The organism is Erythrobacter sp. (assembly GCF_038133525.1).
Lineage (GTDB): Bacteria > Pseudomonadota > Alphaproteobacteria > Sphingomonadales > Sphingomonadaceae > Qipengyuania.
Map to the genome: position 1 here is coordinate 14887 of NZ_JAYPTL010000039.1, position 17998 is coordinate 32884.

At 62.4% G+C, this 17998-nt stretch carries 19 protein-coding genes, 1 tRNA gene and 1 pseudogene; 4 read left to right on the top strand and 17 right to left on the bottom strand.

What is annotated here, in order from left to right:
- Nucleotides 1–15: 15 nt before the first annotated feature.
- A pseudogene (locus AAFM29_RS11255) lies at nt 16–897 on the bottom strand (LysR substrate-binding domain-containing protein).
- 201 nt (nt 898–1098) lie between these two features.
- Here AAFM29_RS11255 and AAFM29_RS11260 point away from each other — a divergent pair.
- Both AAFM29_RS11260 and AAFM29_RS11265 read left to right on the top strand, forming a co-directional pair.
- Nucleotides 1099–1791, top strand: coding sequence for an NAD(P)H-dependent oxidoreductase (locus AAFM29_RS11260; protein ID WP_341712895.1), 693 nt, complete (start codon nt 1099–1101; stop codon nt 1789–1791).
- 105 nt (nt 1792–1896) lie between these two features.
- Nucleotides 1897–2199 (top strand): hypothetical protein, encoded by a 303-nt coding sequence (locus tag AAFM29_RS11265; RefSeq protein WP_341712896.1) that lies wholly within the window; start codon nt 1897–1899, stop codon nt 2197–2199.
- A 53-nt stretch (nt 2200–2252) separates the two neighbouring features.
- Here the strand turns inward: AAFM29_RS11265 and AAFM29_RS11270 are convergent, their stop codons facing one another.
- From AAFM29_RS11270 to AAFM29_RS11315, 10 genes are all read right to left on the bottom strand, one after another.
- Nucleotides 2253–4199: a potassium transporter Kup gene (locus tag AAFM29_RS11270; protein ID WP_341712897.1), complete on the bottom strand. Its 1947-nt coding sequence runs from the start codon at nt 4197–4199 to the stop codon at nt 2253–2255.
- A gap of 117 nt (nt 4200–4316) precedes the next feature.
- A complete protein-coding gene (locus AAFM29_RS11275) occupies nt 4317–4973 on the bottom strand; it encodes a cytochrome C biosynthesis protein (protein WP_341712898.1) in 657 nt (218 codons plus the stop codon).
- The gene (locus AAFM29_RS11280) at nt 4970–5377 is read right to left on the bottom strand and encodes a cytochrome c-type biogenesis protein (RefSeq protein ID WP_341712899.1); all 408 of its coding nucleotides are present in this window, start codon (nt 5375–5377) and stop codon (nt 4970–4972) included. Before AAFM29_RS11280 ends, AAFM29_RS11275 begins: the two co-directional genes overlap by 4 nt.
- Complete coding sequence (locus tag AAFM29_RS11285) at nt 5374–5901, bottom strand: DsbE family thiol:disulfide interchange protein (protein ID WP_341712900.1); 528 nt, start codon at nt 5899–5901, stop codon at nt 5374–5376. The genes AAFM29_RS11280 and AAFM29_RS11285 overlap by 4 nt, the downstream gene beginning before the upstream one ends.
- Nucleotides 5898–7853, bottom strand: a complete 1956-nt coding sequence (locus AAFM29_RS11290) for a heme lyase CcmF/NrfE family subunit (RefSeq protein WP_341712901.1) — start codon at nt 7851–7853, stop codon at nt 5898–5900. Before AAFM29_RS11290 ends, AAFM29_RS11285 begins: the two co-directional genes overlap by 4 nt.
- Nucleotides 7850–8311, bottom strand: a complete 462-nt coding sequence (ccmE, locus tag AAFM29_RS11295) for a cytochrome c maturation protein CcmE (RefSeq protein WP_341712913.1) — start codon at nt 8309–8311, stop codon at nt 7850–7852. The genes AAFM29_RS11290 and ccmE overlap by 4 nt, the downstream gene beginning before the upstream one ends.
- A gap of 5 nt (nt 8312–8316) precedes the next feature.
- Nucleotides 8317–8457, bottom strand: coding sequence for a hypothetical protein (locus AAFM29_RS11300; protein WP_341712902.1), 141 nt, complete (start codon nt 8455–8457; stop codon nt 8317–8319).
- Nucleotides 8457–9179, bottom strand: a complete 723-nt coding sequence (gene ccmC, locus AAFM29_RS11305; RefSeq protein WP_341712903.1) for a heme ABC transporter permease CcmC — start codon at nt 9177–9179, stop codon at nt 8457–8459. Before ccmC ends, AAFM29_RS11300 begins: the two co-directional genes overlap by 1 nt.
- Nucleotides 9180–9264: 85 nt before the next feature.
- Entirely contained in the window at nt 9265–10329 is a 1065-nt protein-coding gene (locus tag AAFM29_RS11310; protein WP_341712904.1) for a Glu/Leu/Phe/Val dehydrogenase dimerization domain-containing protein, read from the bottom strand.
- Between the two features lie 47 nt (nt 10330–10376).
- A tRNA-His gene (locus AAFM29_RS11315) sits at nt 10377–10453 on the bottom strand.
- A gap of 186 nt (nt 10454–10639) precedes the next feature.
- Between AAFM29_RS11315 and AAFM29_RS11320 the strand changes: the two genes are divergently transcribed.
- Nucleotides 10640–11272 carry a 2OG-Fe(II) oxygenase gene (locus AAFM29_RS11320; protein WP_341712905.1) on the top strand — a complete coding sequence of 211 codons (633 nt, stop codon included), beginning with the start codon at nt 10640–10642 and terminating at the stop codon, nt 11270–11272.
- Nucleotides 11272–11589: a TraR/DksA family transcriptional regulator gene (locus AAFM29_RS11325; protein ID WP_341712906.1), complete on the top strand. Its 318-nt coding sequence runs from the start codon at nt 11272–11274 to the stop codon at nt 11587–11589. The genes AAFM29_RS11320 and AAFM29_RS11325 overlap by 1 nt, the downstream gene beginning before the upstream one ends.
- A 68-nt stretch (nt 11590–11657) precedes the next feature.
- Here the strand turns inward: AAFM29_RS11325 and rpmE are convergent, their stop codons facing one another.
- The 6 genes from rpmE to dxr all read right to left on the bottom strand — a co-directional run.
- On the bottom strand, nt 11658–11882 hold the full coding sequence (rpmE, locus tag AAFM29_RS11330; protein ID WP_173213946.1) for a 50S ribosomal protein L31: 225 nt from the start codon (nt 11880–11882) through the stop codon (nt 11658–11660).
- Between the two features lie 94 nt (nt 11883–11976).
- Nucleotides 11977–12429, bottom strand: coding sequence for a 3-hydroxyacyl-ACP dehydratase FabZ (gene fabZ / locus AAFM29_RS11335; protein WP_341712907.1), 453 nt, complete (start codon nt 12427–12429; stop codon nt 11977–11979).
- 26 nt (nt 12430–12455) lie between these two features.
- Nucleotides 12456–13133: an OmpH family outer membrane protein gene (locus tag AAFM29_RS11340; protein WP_341712908.1), complete on the bottom strand. Its 678-nt coding sequence runs from the start codon at nt 13131–13133 to the stop codon at nt 12456–12458.
- Entirely contained in the window at nt 13133–15832 is a 2700-nt protein-coding gene (gene bamA, locus AAFM29_RS11345) for an outer membrane protein assembly factor BamA (protein ID WP_341712909.1), read from the bottom strand. Before bamA ends, AAFM29_RS11340 begins: the two co-directional genes overlap by 1 nt.
- A gap of 173 nt (nt 15833–16005) precedes the next feature.
- Complete coding sequence (gene rseP, locus AAFM29_RS11350) at nt 16006–17148, bottom strand: RIP metalloprotease RseP (protein WP_341712910.1); 1143 nt, start codon at nt 17146–17148, stop codon at nt 16006–16008.
- 2 nt (nt 17149–17150) lie between these two features.
- On the bottom strand, nt 17151–17998 hold an 848-nt coding region (gene dxr, locus AAFM29_RS11355; protein WP_341712911.1), incomplete at its 5' end, for a 1-deoxy-D-xylulose-5-phosphate reductoisomerase.

The window sequence follows — 17998 nt, forward strand, 5'->3', positions numbered from 1 at the left end:
AATGCCCGGCGTAGCCTAGTTGCTCGCCTGCGCCGTGAGCCACGCCAGGAACTGGCGAACCTTGCGGGTGTCCGAATGCCCGGCCAGAGCAACTGCCGTATAGCGCAAACCGCGAATTCGCGCCTCAGGTCGATATTGCGCGAGCCAACCCCGGTCGAGCATGTCCGCAACCAGCAGGCTGCTCGCAATGACCATGCCCTGCCCTGCCAGCGCGGCCTGAATTGAATGCTGCTCTTGATCGAAGCTGCGCCGGTTGGTGAAGCTTGCAGGGTCGAGCTGCTGCGCTTTCAGCCAATCATCCCATCCGACTTGCTTGAGGGACGGCTCCCTCCATCGCGTTTAGATCAGTGTTATATCGTCTAGGCCCTAAGTGGTCCAAATCTGGTCCGGATGAACGAAGGCTCCAAACGACTCGTCCGCTACAGGTGTGACCACGAGCCCGGGATACTCGCCCGTCCCATAGCGAATGGCGACATCGACCCGTCGGTCGCGGTGGAGATCGAGCATTTCGGTGGAGGTCTCGACATGGACGCTCGTGGCGGGATGCTTCGCCTCGAAATCGGCCAGGCGCGGGACCAGCCACAGTGCGGCGAAAGCTGGAGTGGTGGCGATTGTCAGGCGCGATGAGACGTCACGCAGGTCGCCCAGCGCATCGTAGATCTCGCGGAAACCCCTTGCGGTGGCCGCGGCAAGGCGGCTGCCTTCATTCGTCAGGGTGATATTGCGGGTCCCACGCAAGAACAGCGCGACACCGAGCTGATCCTCGAGCGAACGAATCTGGTGCGAGACTGCGGTCGGCGTGACCCCCAATTCCGCTGCCGCATCCTTGAAGCTGCCCCTACGCGCCGCCGCATCGAACGACCGTAGCGCCGGAAGTGAAATCGAAGAGAGGTTCAAGGCTCACTCCTTGAATGAATTTTACTCATGCATGATTGAACTCTGACCTTTTGCCAGCATCCACGCAAGCCTCCTATTCAGCGATGGTACCGAGTGCGGAGAATGGCGTCATCAAATTCGATTTGGGAAATCCCTTCATCCATGATGGCAACGCCAAGATCTGTGTCCGGGGAAAGAGACCGCCTCAGGAGACTTGCGAGAATGACCAGACTGCTACGCATCGATGCGAGCGCGCGGACCTCGCGTTCGCTTACCCGGGCACTGGCCGACAGCTTCATTCAGGACTGGCTTGAGCGGCGCCCACAGGACGAGATCGTCCTGCGCGACGTCGGCAGGAACCCGCCTCCGATCATCACCGAAGATTGGATTGCGGCGGCTTTCGCAAAGGAGCGCACCCCCGATCAGGAGCAACTTCTGGCGCTTTCCGATGAACTGGTTGCCGAGGTCGCCAGCGCCGACATTATCCTCATGGCAACGCCGATGTACAATTACGGCATGCCGGCCGCGCTCAAGGCGTGGTTCGACCAGGTCGTGAGAGTCGACAAGACCTTCACCTTCGACCTCGCCCGCGGCGATGCACCGCTCGAACCGGTATTTTCAGGCAAGATGCTAATCCTGCTCACATCCTGCGGCGAATTCGGCTTCGCCCCTGGAGAACCCAACGAAGGGCGAGACAGCCTGACCCCGCATGTTCGAACGGCCTCACGCTATCTCGGTGTGGAGGCGTTCCACCATGTCGGGATCGAGTACCAGGAGTTTGGCGACGACCGCTTCGAAGCCTCGCAAGAGGCTGCCTTTGCCGCGCTCGCCCCCTTGATCGACACAGTGACTAGCGCACTCGAACTGCGTCCAACCCCCGATGCGGCCGAAACACGGGCTGGCGCTGGAGGATGAAGCCGAGGCGATGACGGCCTAGCGGGCGACCGCTTGAGGTATATGTCTGAGATTGGGTCGAAAGCGGACGTTGCCGTAGTCATCCTGAACAAGTAACTGTCGGCGATGCTCTGGAATATTATCGACAAACGAACTCGGCCATATCGATGGCGGGAAGTAAACGCGATTGTAGAAGCCACCGAGCATGACAACTCGTGTAAGGATGCCGATAAAGCTCCTGAAAGCGATCCTATGGTTACAGTGGATTATGAAGCGCTCGAAGCGGCATCAGTGTCCAAAGCGGTGAAGTGGGCAGAAAGCCTACCCTGTCCCGTCACTCTGTACCTATACGATCTTGGAGCGGGCTTTGGAGATGAAGAGCATTTCACGAACGTTGAAGTGCGCTTCGCCAGGGAGGACGAGGCTTAGCCAACGACCGCAATCGTATCGATAGCGGACGATTCAGCGACGCCAGTCCCGCCCTAAATCTCCACCTGGCTGCCCAGTTCGACCACGCGATTGGTCGGGAGGTTGAAGAAGTCCATCGCGGTCGCCGCGTTGCGCAGCATCCAGGCGAACACCTTCTCGCGCCAGATCGGCATTCCGGGCTTCGCGCTGGGCAGCAGGGTCTGACGGCTGAGGAAGAAGCTGGTGTGCATCATGTCGAAATCGCCGCCGCAGCGTTTCATCTGCTTGAGGCCCTGGGGCACGTCGGTTTCTTCCATGAAGCCATAATGCAGGACCCCACGGAAGAACCCGTCACCCAGATCGTGGATCTCGCAGCGGTTGTCGGGATCGACATAGGGCACTTCGGCGATCTGCACGGTGAGGATCACCACGCGTTCATGCAGCACCTTGTTGTGCTTGATGTTGTGCAGCAGCGCGCTGGGCACACCGGCGGTCTGGCTGGCCATGAAGATCGCAGTGCCGGGAACCCGCGTGGCGCTGTTCTTGGCGCTCTTGGCGAAGATCTCGATCGGCAATGCGACTTCGCTCATGCGGTCGCGCATCAGCTTGCGCCCGCGTGACCAGGTGGTGAGCAGCGTGAAGGCGATCAGGCCCACGACCAGCGGGAACCAGCCGCCATCGGGAACCTTGGGCAGGTTCGCGGCGAAATAGGCCCCGTCGACGAATATGAACAGCAACAGCACCGGCAGCGCCAGCCACCAGCGCCACTTCCATACTGCGAACAGCAGCACACCCATCAGCAGCGTATCGATGAACATCGCACCCGTCACCGCGATGCCATAGGCGGCCGCGAGGTTGCTCGAGTTCTGGAACATCAGCACCAGCAGGATGACCGAGACCATCAGCGCATTGTTGATGAAGGGGATGTAGATCTGCCCACGTTCGCTGGCACTGGTGTGCGCGGTCGACAGGCGCGGAATGAAGCCGAGCTGGATCGCCTGGTGGGTGATCGAGAAGGCGCCGCTGATCACCGCCTGGCTGGCAATGAAGGTCGCCGCGGTAGCTAGGAACACCAGCGGCAGGCGCAGTTCCTCTGGCGCCATGTTGAAGAACGGGCTCTTCATCGCCTCGAAGGTCTCGGCCGGGTCCATCGCCGCGATCATCGCACCCTGGCCGAAATAGTTCAGCAGCAGGCAGGGCATAACGAAACCGAACCACGAAAGGCGCATCGGCCCGCGCCCGAAATGGCCCATGTCCGAATAGAGCGCTTCCGAACCGGTCACTGCCAGAACGACCGAGCCAAGCGCGAGGAAGGCGGTCCAGCCATCGGCGACGAAGAACTGCACCGCGTAGAGCGGGTTCAGCGCCTGCAGGATATAGGGGTTCTGGACGATGTGGATCGTCCCCAGCACCGCGATGGTGGTGAAATAGACGATCATGATCGGCGCAAAGAGCTTGCCGACCGTTGCCGTGCCGCGGCTCTGGATCAGGAACAGGAAGACCAGCAACACCAGCGCGATCGGGATGACCAGCGGCTCCAGGCCCGAATTGACTACGGTCAGGCCCTCGACCGCGGAAAGGACCGAAATAGCCGGGGTAATCATGCTGTCGCCATAGAACAGCGCGGTGGCGAAAACCCCCAGCAGAACGGTGATCCAGCCATATCGGGTGGCCCCGATATGTCTCGACAGCTTGGCGACCAGCGCCAGCGTACCGCCCTGCCCCTTGTTGTCGGCACGCATCAACAGCGTGACGTACTGGATCGAGACGATCAGCGTCATCGACCAGAAAATCAGGCTGACAACACCGTAGATATGCAGCTTGTCGATCGCGAGGCTGTGTTCACCCAGAAAGGTTTCGCGAAAGGCGTAGAGCGGGCTGGTCCCGATATCGCCGAACACGACCCCGATGGCACCGATCGCCAATGCGGTCCGCGTGCCCTGGCCGTGGCCATGCGAATGATCACCCTCACCCGACGCGTCGTTCGGGGTGGCTGTCTGCGGCACGGTGGCCTCGCTCATGGGATAAGAATGTCCTGCCGCATTGCGTCAAAAACCTGCGTTTGCGCCCCACTTCCGGCGCAAGCCGCGGCGCTTAGCAGCCTGCTTCATGCACCGCAAGAAAACTCAACCGGGCGCCTATTGCCCTGTTTCCGCTGCCTCGGTCGGTTGCGAGATTCCCATCAATGCTTCCAGCCTCGCCAGCCGCTCGGCCAATACAGGCCGCCACGGCGCATCTTCGGGAGTTCGTGCCAGCAATTCCGACCAGAGCGCGCGGGTCTGTTCCGGCTGCCTTGCCCGAAGGAATGCCAGGCCGACGAAATAGGTAGGCGCGGGGCTGCCGGGCTGGACGCGCTCCGCCTGGGTGAAGGCGTAGAGCGCAGCCGCGGTCAGCTGGCCTTCGGCGTGTTCGACCAGGACATTGCCCAGCGCCAGCCAGGCTTCACCGTCGTTGGGATTCTCCAGCACCGCATTGCGCAGGAAATTGGCCGACTGTTCGAACTGGCCCCTTCGGGCAAAAGCGTCTGCGGTGACAACGAAGCGCGAAGGAAGCTGGCCTTCGGGATAGAATTCCCGTCTGGCCTGCACCAACAGCTCACCGGTCTCGGCCGATAGCTCCACGGCACCCGAAGCAGGAGCGGATGGCAGGCCCGGCGAACCCTGCAATGCATAGCCCGCCAGCCCGAACAGCAGGCCCGCCGCGAACAGCATCCACACCGTGCGCGGCAATTTCAGCAGGAACACCGCCCCGCCAAAGGTAAGGGCGGCAAGCGCGAGGATCGGCACCCAGCTCATGCGCGCCCCCTGAAACGGCGCAGCAGGATCAGGCCCGCGATCAACGCCAGCAACAGCGGCACCGCGAACAGCGGCCAGGTGCTGGCGCTGACTTCCGGCTTGTAGCTGACGTAATCGCCATAGCGCTGCATCAGCCACAGCCGGATCGCCTCGGGCTCTTCGCCCGCAGCGATGCGGATACGAACCTGGTGGCGCATGTCGCCCGCCATCGGCGCGTCGCTATCGGCGATCGATTGCGACTGGCATTTCAGACAGCGCAGCGTCTCCATCAATTCCTGGGCAGCCGCTTCCTGCGCCGGATCATCGAGCTGGCGATAGGCATAGGGGGCCGGCGGCATGGTATCCTGCGCGGCCAGAGGGATCGCCATGACCAGCATCAGGATGGCGAAGATGCGGCGGATCATTGCGCGGCCTCCTGCAGCTTGGCGAGCAGGACCGGTACGTCATCCACCCGGATATCGCCGATGTGCTGGTAACGGATCATGCCCTTGCCATCGATAACGAAGGTTTCCGGCACGCCAGAAGAGCCGATCGCCAGCTGCACCTCCGACAGGTCGTCACGGCCTACCGCGGCATAGGGATTGCCGTATTGTCCCAGGAATCGGGTGACGTCCTCGGGCCGATCGCGAATGGCGATGCCGACGATCTCGACCCCCGATTGCTTGAGCGCCTCAAGCTGCGGAGCCTCGGCGATGCAAGGGACGCACCAGCTCGCCCATACATTGAGCAGACGCGGCTTGCCGTCGGCGAAGTCCATATTCTTCGCGCCCACCAGTCCCTCGGCGGCGGGTGGCAGGTCGAAATAGGGCAGCGGCTGGCCGATCATCCGGCTCTCGACGAAATCGTCCTTGGGCTGCGTCAGCTGGTAGGCTGCAAGCCCCAGAAAGCCCGAGAACAGCAGCAACGGGATCCACAGGCGCCAGCTCATGACAGCGCCTCCTGTTCCTTGCGCCGTTCCGCCATGCGTTTGACCACGTGTCGGCGCTTGAGGTCGCCCAGCACGCGGCCAATCAGCGCAAGCACACCGCCGAGCGCCACCAGCAGGCCACCGAACCAGATAAGCGTTACAAAGGGTTTCCACCACAGGCGCAGCTGCCAGCGCCCGTCGGGCGCCTGGTCGCCGACCACCGCATAAAGCTGGCCGTTCCAGCGGGTGATCAGCGCGCTTTCAGTGGTCTGTTGGGGCGGCGCCCAGAAACTGCGCGCCTGCGGGTCGATGACGGTAGGCTCGCCATCACCATAGCGCGCGGCGAGGCGCCCTTCGAGCGCGGTCCAATTGGGTCCGGCAACCGGTTCCACGCCCTCAAGCGTGATCGCCCATGGGCCCACCGTGGTTGTCTCGCCAACTTCCACGGCCGCGAGACGCTCTGTCGAAAAGGCACTCTCGCTGGCCATGCCGAGCAGCGCCACGGCGATGCCGAAATGCGCGACGACCATGCCCCAGGTAGCCAGGGGAACCAGGGTGAGCTTGCGTCCGCGCAGCGGCAGGAGGCTGGCGACGCCAACCCCGATGCCCAGCGCGAGACCGAGAAGCGGAAGCAGCGCAACACTGGCAAGCAGGCTGAACAGAACCAGCGTCGCGAGCACCAGCGCCGCGACCAGTGCAACCTCGTTACGCACGCGCTCCAACCGATCCTGCCGCCAGCGCAGCAGCGGGCCGACCGTCATCACCACCAGCATCGGCACCGCGAATATCGCACCGACCGGGTTGAAATAGGGCGGCCCGACCGAGACCCGCACGTCGAATGCCTCGGTTACCAACGGATAGAGCGTGCCGAGCAGGACGATCGCCAGGATCGCACTGAGCATGACGTTGTTGAACACCAGCGCCCCTTCGCGGCTGGCGACGGCGAAGCGTTCGCCTTCGCTGATCGTGCTTGCGCGCAGTGCGAAGAGCAGCAGCGCGCCGCCGATGTACAGTGCCAGCAGCGCCAGGATGAAGCTGCCGCGTTCCGGATCGACCGCGAAGGCGTGGACGCTGGTCAGGATGCCCGAGCGGACGAGGAAGGTGCCAACCATGCTCATCGAAAAGGCAACCACGCCCAGCATGATCGTCCAGGTACGCAGCGCATCGCGACTCGCCAGCACGCTGGCCGAGTGAAGCAGAGCCGTTGCTGCGAGCCAGGGCATCAGGGAAGCGTTTTCGACCGGGTCCCAGAACCACCAGCCGCCCCAGCCGAGCTCGTAATAGGCCCAATAGGAACCGGCGGTGATGCCGATGGTCAGGAAAACCCAGGCGCCGAGCACCCATGGCCGCATTGCCCGCGCAAATTCGGAGGTGACCTGCCGCGTCAGCAGCGCGCCCACGGCAAAGCTGAAAGCCACCGACAGCCCGACATAGCCGAGGTAAAGCGTGGGCGGGTGGAAGGCGAGGCCGAGGTCCTGCAACAGCGGGTTGAGCCCCTGCCCTTCCGCAGCTGGAACCGGCAGGCGCTCGAACGGGTTCGAGCTGAACAGCAGGAAGGCATAAAATCCCAGCGACACAACGCCTTGCGCGGCGAGCGTCGCTTGCATTGTACGTTCGGGCAGGCGCCGTTCGACCAGCGCAATGAGCGCACCCGCCAGCGCCATGACCGTCACCCACAACAGCATCGAACCTTCGTGATTGCCCCAGGCTCCGGCGATCTTGAACACCAGCGGCTTCATCGAATGCGAATTGGCCGCAACCAGCTTTACCGAAAGGTCGGTGATCGCGAACAGCCAGATCAACATGGCGAAGGCGATCGCCACCAGCACACCCTGCACCACTGCGGCCGGACGGATCAGCGCCGCAAGTTCGGCCTGGCCATCGCCGCGCACGACAAGAAAGCCCGCCGTCATTTGCAGCGCAGCAAGCGCAGCAGCGAGCCACAGGGCGGCAAGACCGAGTTCTGCAATCACTTGAGGCCGACCGTTGTGTCCTCGGCCATCTTGGCGGCCTGGTGTTCGTCCATCCCCTCGAGTTCCCTGGGGACGTAGTTCTCATCATGCTTGGCGAGCAGATTGTCGGCGACGAAGGTCCCGTCCGCACCGAGCTTGCCCTCCGCGACCACGCCCGATCCCTCGACGAATAGGTCAGGGGCGATTCCGCTGAAACGGACCGGTACCCGCGAATCGTCCTTGCCGGTGACCATGAAATGCATCGTCACGCCGTCGGGATCGGTCTTGAGCGAACCCTTTTCGACCATCCCGCCAAGGCGAACCGCCTGCCCCGGCTGCGGCGGGTCCGCCAGCATCTGTTCGGGGAGGTAGAAATAGCTCGCCTGGTTGCGCAGCGCATAAACGGCGAGCAGGCCCGCACCGATGATCGCCACCAGTGCGAGGGTGACCAGGACGAGCCGCTGGTGCTTGGCCTTCATCTGGCTCACTTCCGTCGTGCCTCCTCACGGCGCCGTTCGGCGCGCTTCATATCAATCCAGCTCCAGCCGACCATGGCCAGCGTACCGACCACGCCGATGACATAGGCTGCGACGACGAAATTCCACTGATCCAGGGCCTCGCGCATCAGACGGCCTCCATCGCCTTGCGGCGCAAGCGCGCATCTGCCTGGATATCCGCGAGCCATGCCCGCATCCGCGCGAGCACAACGCCGCCGAACAGCAGCGAAAAGCCGAGCACGGCGATCAGCAGCGGATTGAGGAAAGCGGGATCGATCGCGCTCTTGCCCATGGTAATGCTGGGCGGCTGGTGGAGCGAATTCCACCAGACCACGCTGCGGTTGATGATGGGGATGTTGATCGCGCCCAGCAGGCCGAAGATCGCCGGAATTCGGGGACTCACGCCCTCGCGCTCGGCCGCCTGCGCCAGTGCGATATAGGCGACATAGAGAAAGGCCAGCACCAGCATGCTGGTTAGTCGCCCGTCCCAAACCCACCACTTGCCCCAGGTCGGCCGCCCCCAGATCGATCCGGTCGCCAGGCAGACAATGGTGAAGACCAGTCCCGGCACGGCTGCTGCTCGCGCGGCCAGCGCCGCAAGCGGGTGCCGCCAGACCAGGAATACCAGGCTGGAGATCGCGATCGCGGTCCAGCCACCCATGCCCAGCCATGCGGTGGGGACATGGAGAAACAGGATACGGACGGTCTCACCCATCAGGCGATCGGGCGGAACGCGGGTCAGGCCCCACCAGAGTGCGCCTGCGCTGATCAGCAAACCGCTCACCAACAGGAGCGGGGTCAACCAGCTTGCGAGTGAGAGAAAGCGTTTGGGGTTGGCGAAGCCGTGCATCGATTACCTGTCCGGTCGCCGCTTTGGCAGTGCTTGGCGCTGGAAACAATGGCCTATTGCCATGCTTTAGCGGCAAAACCCCAAATCAGCGGCCGATCAGTTCCTGCGCCATGCGGTCGGCGACCTGGTCGGGAGACGAGCCGGAAGTATCGCTTTCCTGCCAGATCGTCTCGAGCCGGCCCGGGATCTGCGCGATGCGCTTGCGCACTTCGTTGATGTCGCAAGGCGCCTCATCATTGCGGCAAAGGTACTCGAGCGTCACCGAAATGATCCCGCCCGCATTGATCACGTAGTCGGGGGCATAGAGGATGCCGCGCTTGGCCAACATGGGGCCATGTTCGGGGCGGCGGAGCTGGTTATTCGCACCGCCGGCAACGATCTGGCAGTCGAGACGGGCAATGCCTTCATCGTCGAGAATTGCACCCAGCGCATTGGGGCTGAAGACATCGCAGGCGACCGACATGATCGCTTCGGGCGCAGCTGTATCGGCGCCCAGTTCGGTGGCAAGGGCTTCCGCGCGATCCATGTGGATGTCCGAGAGGGTCAGGCGCGCGCCTTCCTTGGCCAGCAGGCGGGCAACGCCGCCACCGACGCTACCGGTCCCCTGGATCGCGACATGGACGCCTTCAACGCTATCCTTGCCCAGCTTGTGCTTCACCGCGGCCTTGATGCCCAGGAAGATGCCGAGCGCGGTAAAGGGGCCAGGATCGCCGCCCGCCGCATCTTCGCCTTCAACCGGGAGGCCCGAAACATATTGGGTGCGCTGCGCCACCGCCGCCATGTCGGCTTCAGAAATACCGACGTCTTCGGCAGTCACATACTTGCCGCCCAGAGCCTGGACCGCATCGGCAAAGGCCGCGAGCAGTTCGGGGCTCTTGGTACGGTCCTTGTCGGCAAGGATCACGGCCTTCCCGCCGCCCATCGGCAGGCCAGCCATCGCATTCTTGTAGCTCATCCCGCGCGACAGGCGCAGCGCATCGCGCATCGCGTCTGCGGGATTGGCGTAGTGCCAGAAGCGGGTCCCGCCAGCGCCAGGGCCGAGAAATGTCGAATGAAGCGCGATAATCGCCGTCAGGCCGCTCTTGGGGTCGCGCACAACCTCCACCAGCTCGTGATCGTCGAAATCCGCTTCGGTCCAGAAGGCCGTCATAGCTCTTGCCCCAATTCCTCGTGATGAGCGGTTCAATCGAGGGGAAATGGGGCGATCGACGGGGTTCGAACCCGCGACCTCCGGTACCACAAACCGGCGCTCTAACCAACTGAGCTACGATCGCCACATGCCCCCGGAACCGTCCGGGAAGGGGGCCTGATACGCCCGGCTGGGCGGGCGTCAACCCGCTTGCCGCAGCGGCGTGGGCCTGTTGCACAACACGCCCGAAATGGGAAGCGAAAAAGCGCACGAATAACGCGCGACGTAACTATCTTTCGCGAGCCCCGACAGGCGTCTAGTCTCACGCCCGATGGGGCCCGGCGAATCTTCGGCAGAACGACTCCTCGCATGCGACGGCGTGCAGCGCGTGCCCAACGACAAGGTCGAGCTGTTCCAACTGCGCAATTTCCTGCCTCCGGACCTGTGCGCCGAGTTGATCGAGCTGATCGAGCAGGACAGGCGGCCATCAACTCTCGCCGATGCGGGCGAAGACCGATATTTCCGGACCAGCGAGACCTGCGATTTCGACGCAGCCATTCCGGCGGTACAGCGCCTTGAACACCTCCTGGAGGCGCTCAATGGCATCGACGCGGCGCATGGCGAACCGGTCCAGGGGCAGCGCTATGCCGTCGGCCAGGAGTTCAAGGCACATTGCGACTATTTCAACCCGGGCGGTGCCGACTGGACCAAATATTGCTCGATCGCCGGGCAACGCACGTGGACGTTCATGATCTATCTCAATGACGTGGAGGCCGGTGGTGCGACACGGTTCAAGGCGGTCGGCAAGATGTTCCAGCCGGAAACCGGTAAACTGCTATGCTGGAACAACCGATACCCGGATGGACGGGGCAATCCCAACACCATCCATCACGGGATGAAGGTGCGTAAGGGACTGAAATACGTGATAACCAAGTGGTATCGCGAGAAACCTTGGGGGTGGTGATGACCGAATATTCAGATCTGGCCGAGATCCTGCGCAAGCGGTTGGCTGATTTGTTGGAGCGTGCGGAAGCGGTGGAAGACGACTTGCGCCACCCGCTCGAAGCCGATTCAAGCGAGCAGGCGATCGACCTGGCAGACGATGAAGCGCTGGCGGGGGTCGATGACGTGTTGCGGCAGGAGATCGGGCAGATCCGGGCGGCGCTGCTGCGGATCGAGAACGGGTCCTACGGTACATGTTCATCTTGCGGGAAGCCCATCGCCCGCGCCCGACTGGAAGCCCGCCCAATCGCAACCCGCTGCATCGAGTGCGCGGAATAGCTCTAGCGGAACGAGAAAGGGCGGCCCCGCGGACCGCCCTTCCCTGATTTCGTGATCGCTCGAGAAGCTTACTTCTTGAGCGAGAGACCGCCGAAACGCTTGTTGAACGCGGCAACACGGCCACCTTCCTGCAGCTGCTGGCGACCGCCGGTCCAGGCCGGGTGGCTGGTCGGGTCGATTTCGAGCGCGAGCGTGTCGCCTTCCTTGCCCCAGGTCGAACGGGTCTGGAATTCGGTACCATCGGTCATCTTGACCGTGATCATGTGATAGTCGGGGTGCCCTTCGGCCTTCATGGTAGTCGTCCTTCTAGCTTCGGAACGGTTCCGACCGGTCCAGCTGTGAATGGGAAAGGCGCGCGCATAGCGGCGAGCGCCCGGATTGGCAACCTTATTCGGGTGCGTCGGCGATCATGGCGGTGAAGCTGACTTCACAGGTGACCTTGCCCTCGACCGAAGCCTCGCCCGCGAACTTGCACACGCGGGCACGCTTCTGGACGAAGCTGGCCTTGAGGTCGAGCAGCACGCCCGGTGTCACCGGCGCGCGGAACTTAGCGTTCTCGATTGCCATGAAATAGACCAGCTTGCCCGAACCCGCGAGGCCGAGGCTTTCGACCGCGAGCACGCCGGCGGCCTGCGCCAGCGCCTCGATCTGGAGCACACCCGGCATGATCGGTGCGCCGGGGAAATGCCCCTGGAAGAAATCCTCATTGAAGCTGACCGCTTTGACCGCGTGGATGCGCTCGTCAGGAACGAGTTCCTTGACGCGGTCGACCAGGAGCAGGGGATAGCGATGCGGCAGGCGCTTCAGCACCTCGACGACGTCGAAACCGGATTCGCTCATTGCCCTGCCCCTGTTCGTTCGTGCGCTTAGCGGCCAGTCGGCTGCTGTTGCTGCTGTTGCTGCTGCGCAGCCTGCTGGGCGGCCTGTTGCTGGGCGACCTGCAGGATAACCTGCGAAACGGTCTGCTGAGTCTGCAGCGATTCCTGACGCGGGCGCCAGTCGGCCGGCGGGGTGATCTGAACGGCAGGGACGCGCTGGTTGAGCACATTGACCAGATCATCGGTCACGTTGACCACCTCGGGTGCCCACTGGATCGCATCCGGCGTCAGCATGATCTGGATCTTCTTCTGGTTGATCACCTGCTGCTGGACGTTGGCGTAGTCGTTGATCAGCTGTTCGATCGCATAGGTCTGAGCAAGCACGATCGGCTGCGAAGCCGTCTGGATCGCCTGTTCCTTCTGCTGGATCTGCTGCACCACGGTGGGGTTGGCCTGGACTTCCTGCTGCGACAGCTGGCCGTCCTTGTTGGTGTCGAGGCTCTGCTGCAGCGTCGCAGTTTCCTGACGCAGCGTGCGGACCTGCTGGATCTGCGCAGCGTACTGCGTTTCGATCTGCTGGTAAGCATTGATGCGGGCCTGCGAACGGACGATCACGGCTTCGGGGCTGCTCGTCGCGATGCCGGCGACCTGTGCCGAGGCGGGAGCTGCAACGAATGCCACGCCCGCAAGCGCGACGGCCGAAAGAATAGTGGTCTTCGTAGTCATTAGAACTGGGTCCCTACGTTGAAGGAGAAGCGCTTGGTGTCATCGCCAGTCTGGCTCTTGAGCACCTTGGAAAAGTCGATCCGGAACGGCCCGAAGGGCGAGTTCCAGTTCACACCGATACCGACCGAAATGCGTGGCGACGGGCTGTCACCGACGAAGACTTCCTTGAAGTTCGTCCCGCCGATGTAGGACGGTGAGTTGGTACTGCCATCAGGCGCGGTCGGATTGATGACGCGGAGGAGGACATCGTTGCCTCGATCATCGACGCTGCGCTGCAGGTAGATAGGATTGCCATCAGCATCCTGCTCCTGAATCCCCAGGGGGAAGTCCTGCAACAGGGGCCTGGTCACCTTGAACAACGAGCCAACGTCGAAGAACAGCGACGGGCGAAGGCCCAATTCGCGTGCGCCCGAACCGAGCGGCAACTCGAGCTCTGCACGTCCTAGATAATAGGCACGGCCACCAAGCGCGTCGTCCACGCGGCGACGGCCAGCGAGAGCTTCTTCGATCGACTGCGGAACGTCGGGCGTCGTCGCATCATTGTCGTCATCGACATATTGCAGGCGCACCACGCGGGGGCCGATTCCGCGAATATCGAAGCCGCGGATCTGCGGCTCACCGAGCTGGAAACGGTCCGTGAGGCGAACCGAGTCGGTGCCGGGACCATTGCTGCCGCCAAGGCCATGAATGTACCCACCTTCACCGGTGACCGAGAAGATGAAACCAGACCCGACCGACCAGTATTTGGCAGCGCGCGTTCGGGCGCGCAGATACTTCACAGAACCACCAAGGCCGGCAAATTCGGTGGTAATGCTGGCGGTCTCACCGCGCGACGGGCGCAAACGGCTGTCGAGCGTATCGTAGACCAGCGTGAGGCCGACGATCGAGCTTACGCGGTTCCCGATGGCTTCACACAGGTAACGACCGGCGATGATCGGGTCGCAGGTAAAGACGCCATCGCCATCGCGATCGCTGAAATACTCCTGGCCGAGCGAGATATCGTCGTAATTGAACGTGTAGCTGCCGATCGCGGAGACATATTCGGTCACCGGCACGCCGGCACGCAGCGAGAAGCCGGTCGTGGACTGCTCGAAGGTCGTGTTGCGCTGGCTATTGCGGAAGTTGAAGCTGTTATAGTCTCGCCGGTAAACGTCGAAACCGAGCGAGATGTTGCGATCGAACACATAGGGTTCGGTAAAGCTGATCTGCGCCGATCGTGAATACCGCGAATAATTCAGACTCAGGCCGATCGTCTGGCCACGACCGCGGAAGTTCCGCTGACGGATCGAGCCGGCGAGAATGAAGCTTTCGAGCGAACTGAAACCGGCCGAGAGCTGGAGCTCGCCTGTCGCCTGCTCTTCTACGTTGGCTTCGAGGACGATCCGGTCGGGCTGACTACCCTCCACCTGGTTGATCTCGAAGTTTTCCTGGAAGAAGCCCAGGGAATTGATGCGCGCCGTCGAACGCTTGACTGCCAGCGAGTTGAACGCGTCACCTTCAGCCGAGCGGAATTCGCGGCGGACCACCTTGTCCTGCGTCAGCGTGTTGCCGTTGACGTCGATACGCTCGACATAGACGCGGGGTGCCTCACGCAGGACGTAGGTTACGTCCATGGTCAGCGTTTCGGGGTTGCGATTGAACTCGGGGCTGATGTCGGCGAAGGCGTAGCCAAAGGTTCCTGCCAATTCGGTCAGCTGCTCGACGGTGTCTTCGACCGCCTTTGCATCGTACCAATCGCCTTGGGTCATCGCGAGGCGACCGGTCATTGCTTCGCTGTCGAAGTCGCGAATCTGGCTCTCGACCTTCACGTCGCCGAACTTGTAGCGTTCGCCTTCTTCCACCACATAGGTGATGATGAAATCGCGCTTGTCCGGCGTGAGCTCGGCCACCGCGGAAACCACGCGGAAATCCGCGTACCCCTCAGTCAGATAGAATTGACGCAGCTTCTGCTGGTCGAAGGCTAGGCGATCGGGATCGTAGCTGGTGTTCGAACTGAAGAAGCTGGTGAAGCGCGCCTGCTTGGTCAGCATCTCGCCACGCAGATCGCCGTCGGAGAACTTCTCGTTGCCGATGATGTTGATCTGGCGGACCTTCGACTTGGGGCCCTCATTGATCTCGTAGACGATATCGACGCGGTTCTGGCTGAGCTCGACCATTTTCGGCTCGACCGTCGCGGCAAAACGCCCCTGGCGCTTGTACAGCTCGATGATGCGCGCCACGTCGGCGCGAACCTTCGAACGCGTAAAGATCTGCCTGGGCGAGAGCTTGATCTCGGGCAGGATCTTGTCGTTCTTGAGCCGCTTGTTCCCTTCCAGGATGATGCGGTTGATCACGGGGTTTTCGACGATGGTGATGACCACATCGCCGTTGTTGTTCACGACACTCGCTGTCGAGAAGAGCTCGGTCGCGTAGATATCCTTGAGCACCTGGTCACCCAGGGCCTGGGTCCAGGTGTCGCCAACGCGCAGCCTGATGTAAGAGAGGATGGTCTGCGGCTCGAGCCGCTGGGCACCCGAAACCGAAATGGTGCGGACAACATCCCGCTGCGGAACCGGTGCAGGTGCCGCCGCCTGGTCGCTTTCCTCTTGCGCCACCGCGATCTGCGGCACGCCCGCCAGCATGGTGCCAGCCAGCAGGGCGATTGCCAGACGCGCATTGGGAATGTTGCGACGCGCGGCGGCAGGTACAAAATCAGTCATCGACAAGGGGATTCCCGTCCTCTTCAAAATCCCGAAGACCCGGCAGGCAGCTGCCCCGATCCGGCGCCAGGCCACACGGTATGGGGCAGCCTGTGCGTCCCCTGCCCGATGCGTCCTCGCCAATCAAGCATTGCTGCAGCGAATTGCCGACCCCTCGCCTTCCCTTTCCCCGGCTATTTCCCGAATAACGGGAGACCCGCCAGGTCGTTCACTGTGACGAATACCATCAGCATGAGCACGAGCGCCACGCCAGCACGATACGCCACTTCCTGACCGCGCGGGCCAACCGGCTTCCGACGGACTGCTTCAGCCGCATAAAAAGCCAGGTGCCCGCCGTCGAGAGCCGGGATTGGCAGGAGGTTGATGAATGCCAAATTAAGCGAGATCAGCGCCACGAAGTTGATGAAGGCGAGCGGCCCGAGACTCAGCTGTTCACCCGAGTATTTGGCGATCTTCACCGGTCCGCCAAGCTCCTTAACCGACCTCTCGCCGCTCACGATCTGGCCGATCCCGGTGACCATCATCTCGACAATCCCGAGCGAGTGATCGACGGCTAGCCCGACACTCGAAACCAGACCTTGCGGCTCATAGGCGTAGGTTGCGTCACTCGCCGCGATCCCAATCAATCCGATGCGCGAAACATTGCCGAATTCGTCGGTTATCTCGTGGCTAGCCGTGGTTACCGGGATCGTCAGCTCCGCACCGTCGCGCAGCACAGTGATATCCAGCGTACGCCCAGGATAGAGGAGTATCTCGTTTTGCACATCGCGGAAACCGTGAACCACGACACCCTCGATCGAGACGATCCGGTCCCCGATATTCAGCCCGGCCTCGCGTGCAGGCGACTGTTCCGCAAAGGTTTGGACCGTCAGCTGCTGCTCGGCATCCGCCGGAACAGGCTTGCCAAAAAGTGCGAAGAAACTGGCGAATATCGCCAAAGTCAGAAGGATATTGGTCGCGGGTCCCGCGAATACGATCAGCGCCCGCTTCCAGAGGCTCGCGTGGTGGAAACTGCCCACACGCTCGTCAGCGGTAGCATTAGCGATCGCCTCGGCATCGGGGATACTCGCCGGGTTCATGTCACCCTTGAATTGGACGTAACCGCCAAGGGGAAGCGCCGCGAGTTTCCATCGCGTACCACGTTTATCGGTAAAGCCCCAGATTTCCTTGCCAAATCCGATAGAGAATGCCTCAGCCTGCACACCGAACCAGCGCCCGACCAGATAGTGGCCAAGCTCATGCACCGTCACCAGCGGCCCCAGCAACAGCGGGAAACCAAGCACGTAATAGAGCCACAGGGGCAAGGTCAGGTCCAAGGTCAGGCTAGCTCCAATAATTCGATGGCACGCATGCGCGCTTCTGCATCAACGCCCAAGACCTCCTCAAGGGTCCCGGGGGCGGGCGGAAGATCGCGCCCGTCCAGTACACGCTCCACCAATACGGGGATACGGCTGAATGGAATCTTACGCTCGAGAAAGGCTGCCACTGCCACTTCATTGGCGGCGTTGAGCACGGCGGGTGCCGCGCCGCCCGCTTCGGCGGCCTCGCGCGCCAGGCGGGTGGCAGGAAAGCGCAGCTCGTCGGGTGCGAAAAACGTCAGTTCGCCAATCGCAGCGAGGTCGAGCGGAGCGCAGGGCGTGTCCATCCGCTGCGGCCAGGCAAGGCACGAGGCAATCGGCACCCGCATGTCGGACGGGCCCAACTGCGCAAGGGTAGAACCATCGCGATATTCGACCATCGAGTGGATCACGCTCTGCGGATGCACCACGATCCGTATCCGGTCGAGGCCGACGGGAAACAGGTGGTGCGCCTCGATCAGTTCGAGGCCCTTGTTGAACATGGTCGCACTATCGACGCTGATCTTGGCGCCCATGTCCCAGTTCGGGTGGGCGATGGCCTGCTCAGGCGTTACCGCGCTCAAATCCTCAACCAGGCGCAGGGGACCGCCGCTGGCGGACAGGGTGATCCAGCGAACATCGCTGATCCGGCCACCGGCAAGGCATTGGAAGATCGCATTGTGTTCGGAATCCACCGGCAAGAGCGTGGCACCGTGCTTTGCCACCGCGGCGATCATCACTTCGCCGGCAGATACCAGCGCTTCCTTATTCGCCAGCGCGATAGTGCCGCCCTGTTCGATAGCAGACATCACCGGCCCCAAGCCCGCAC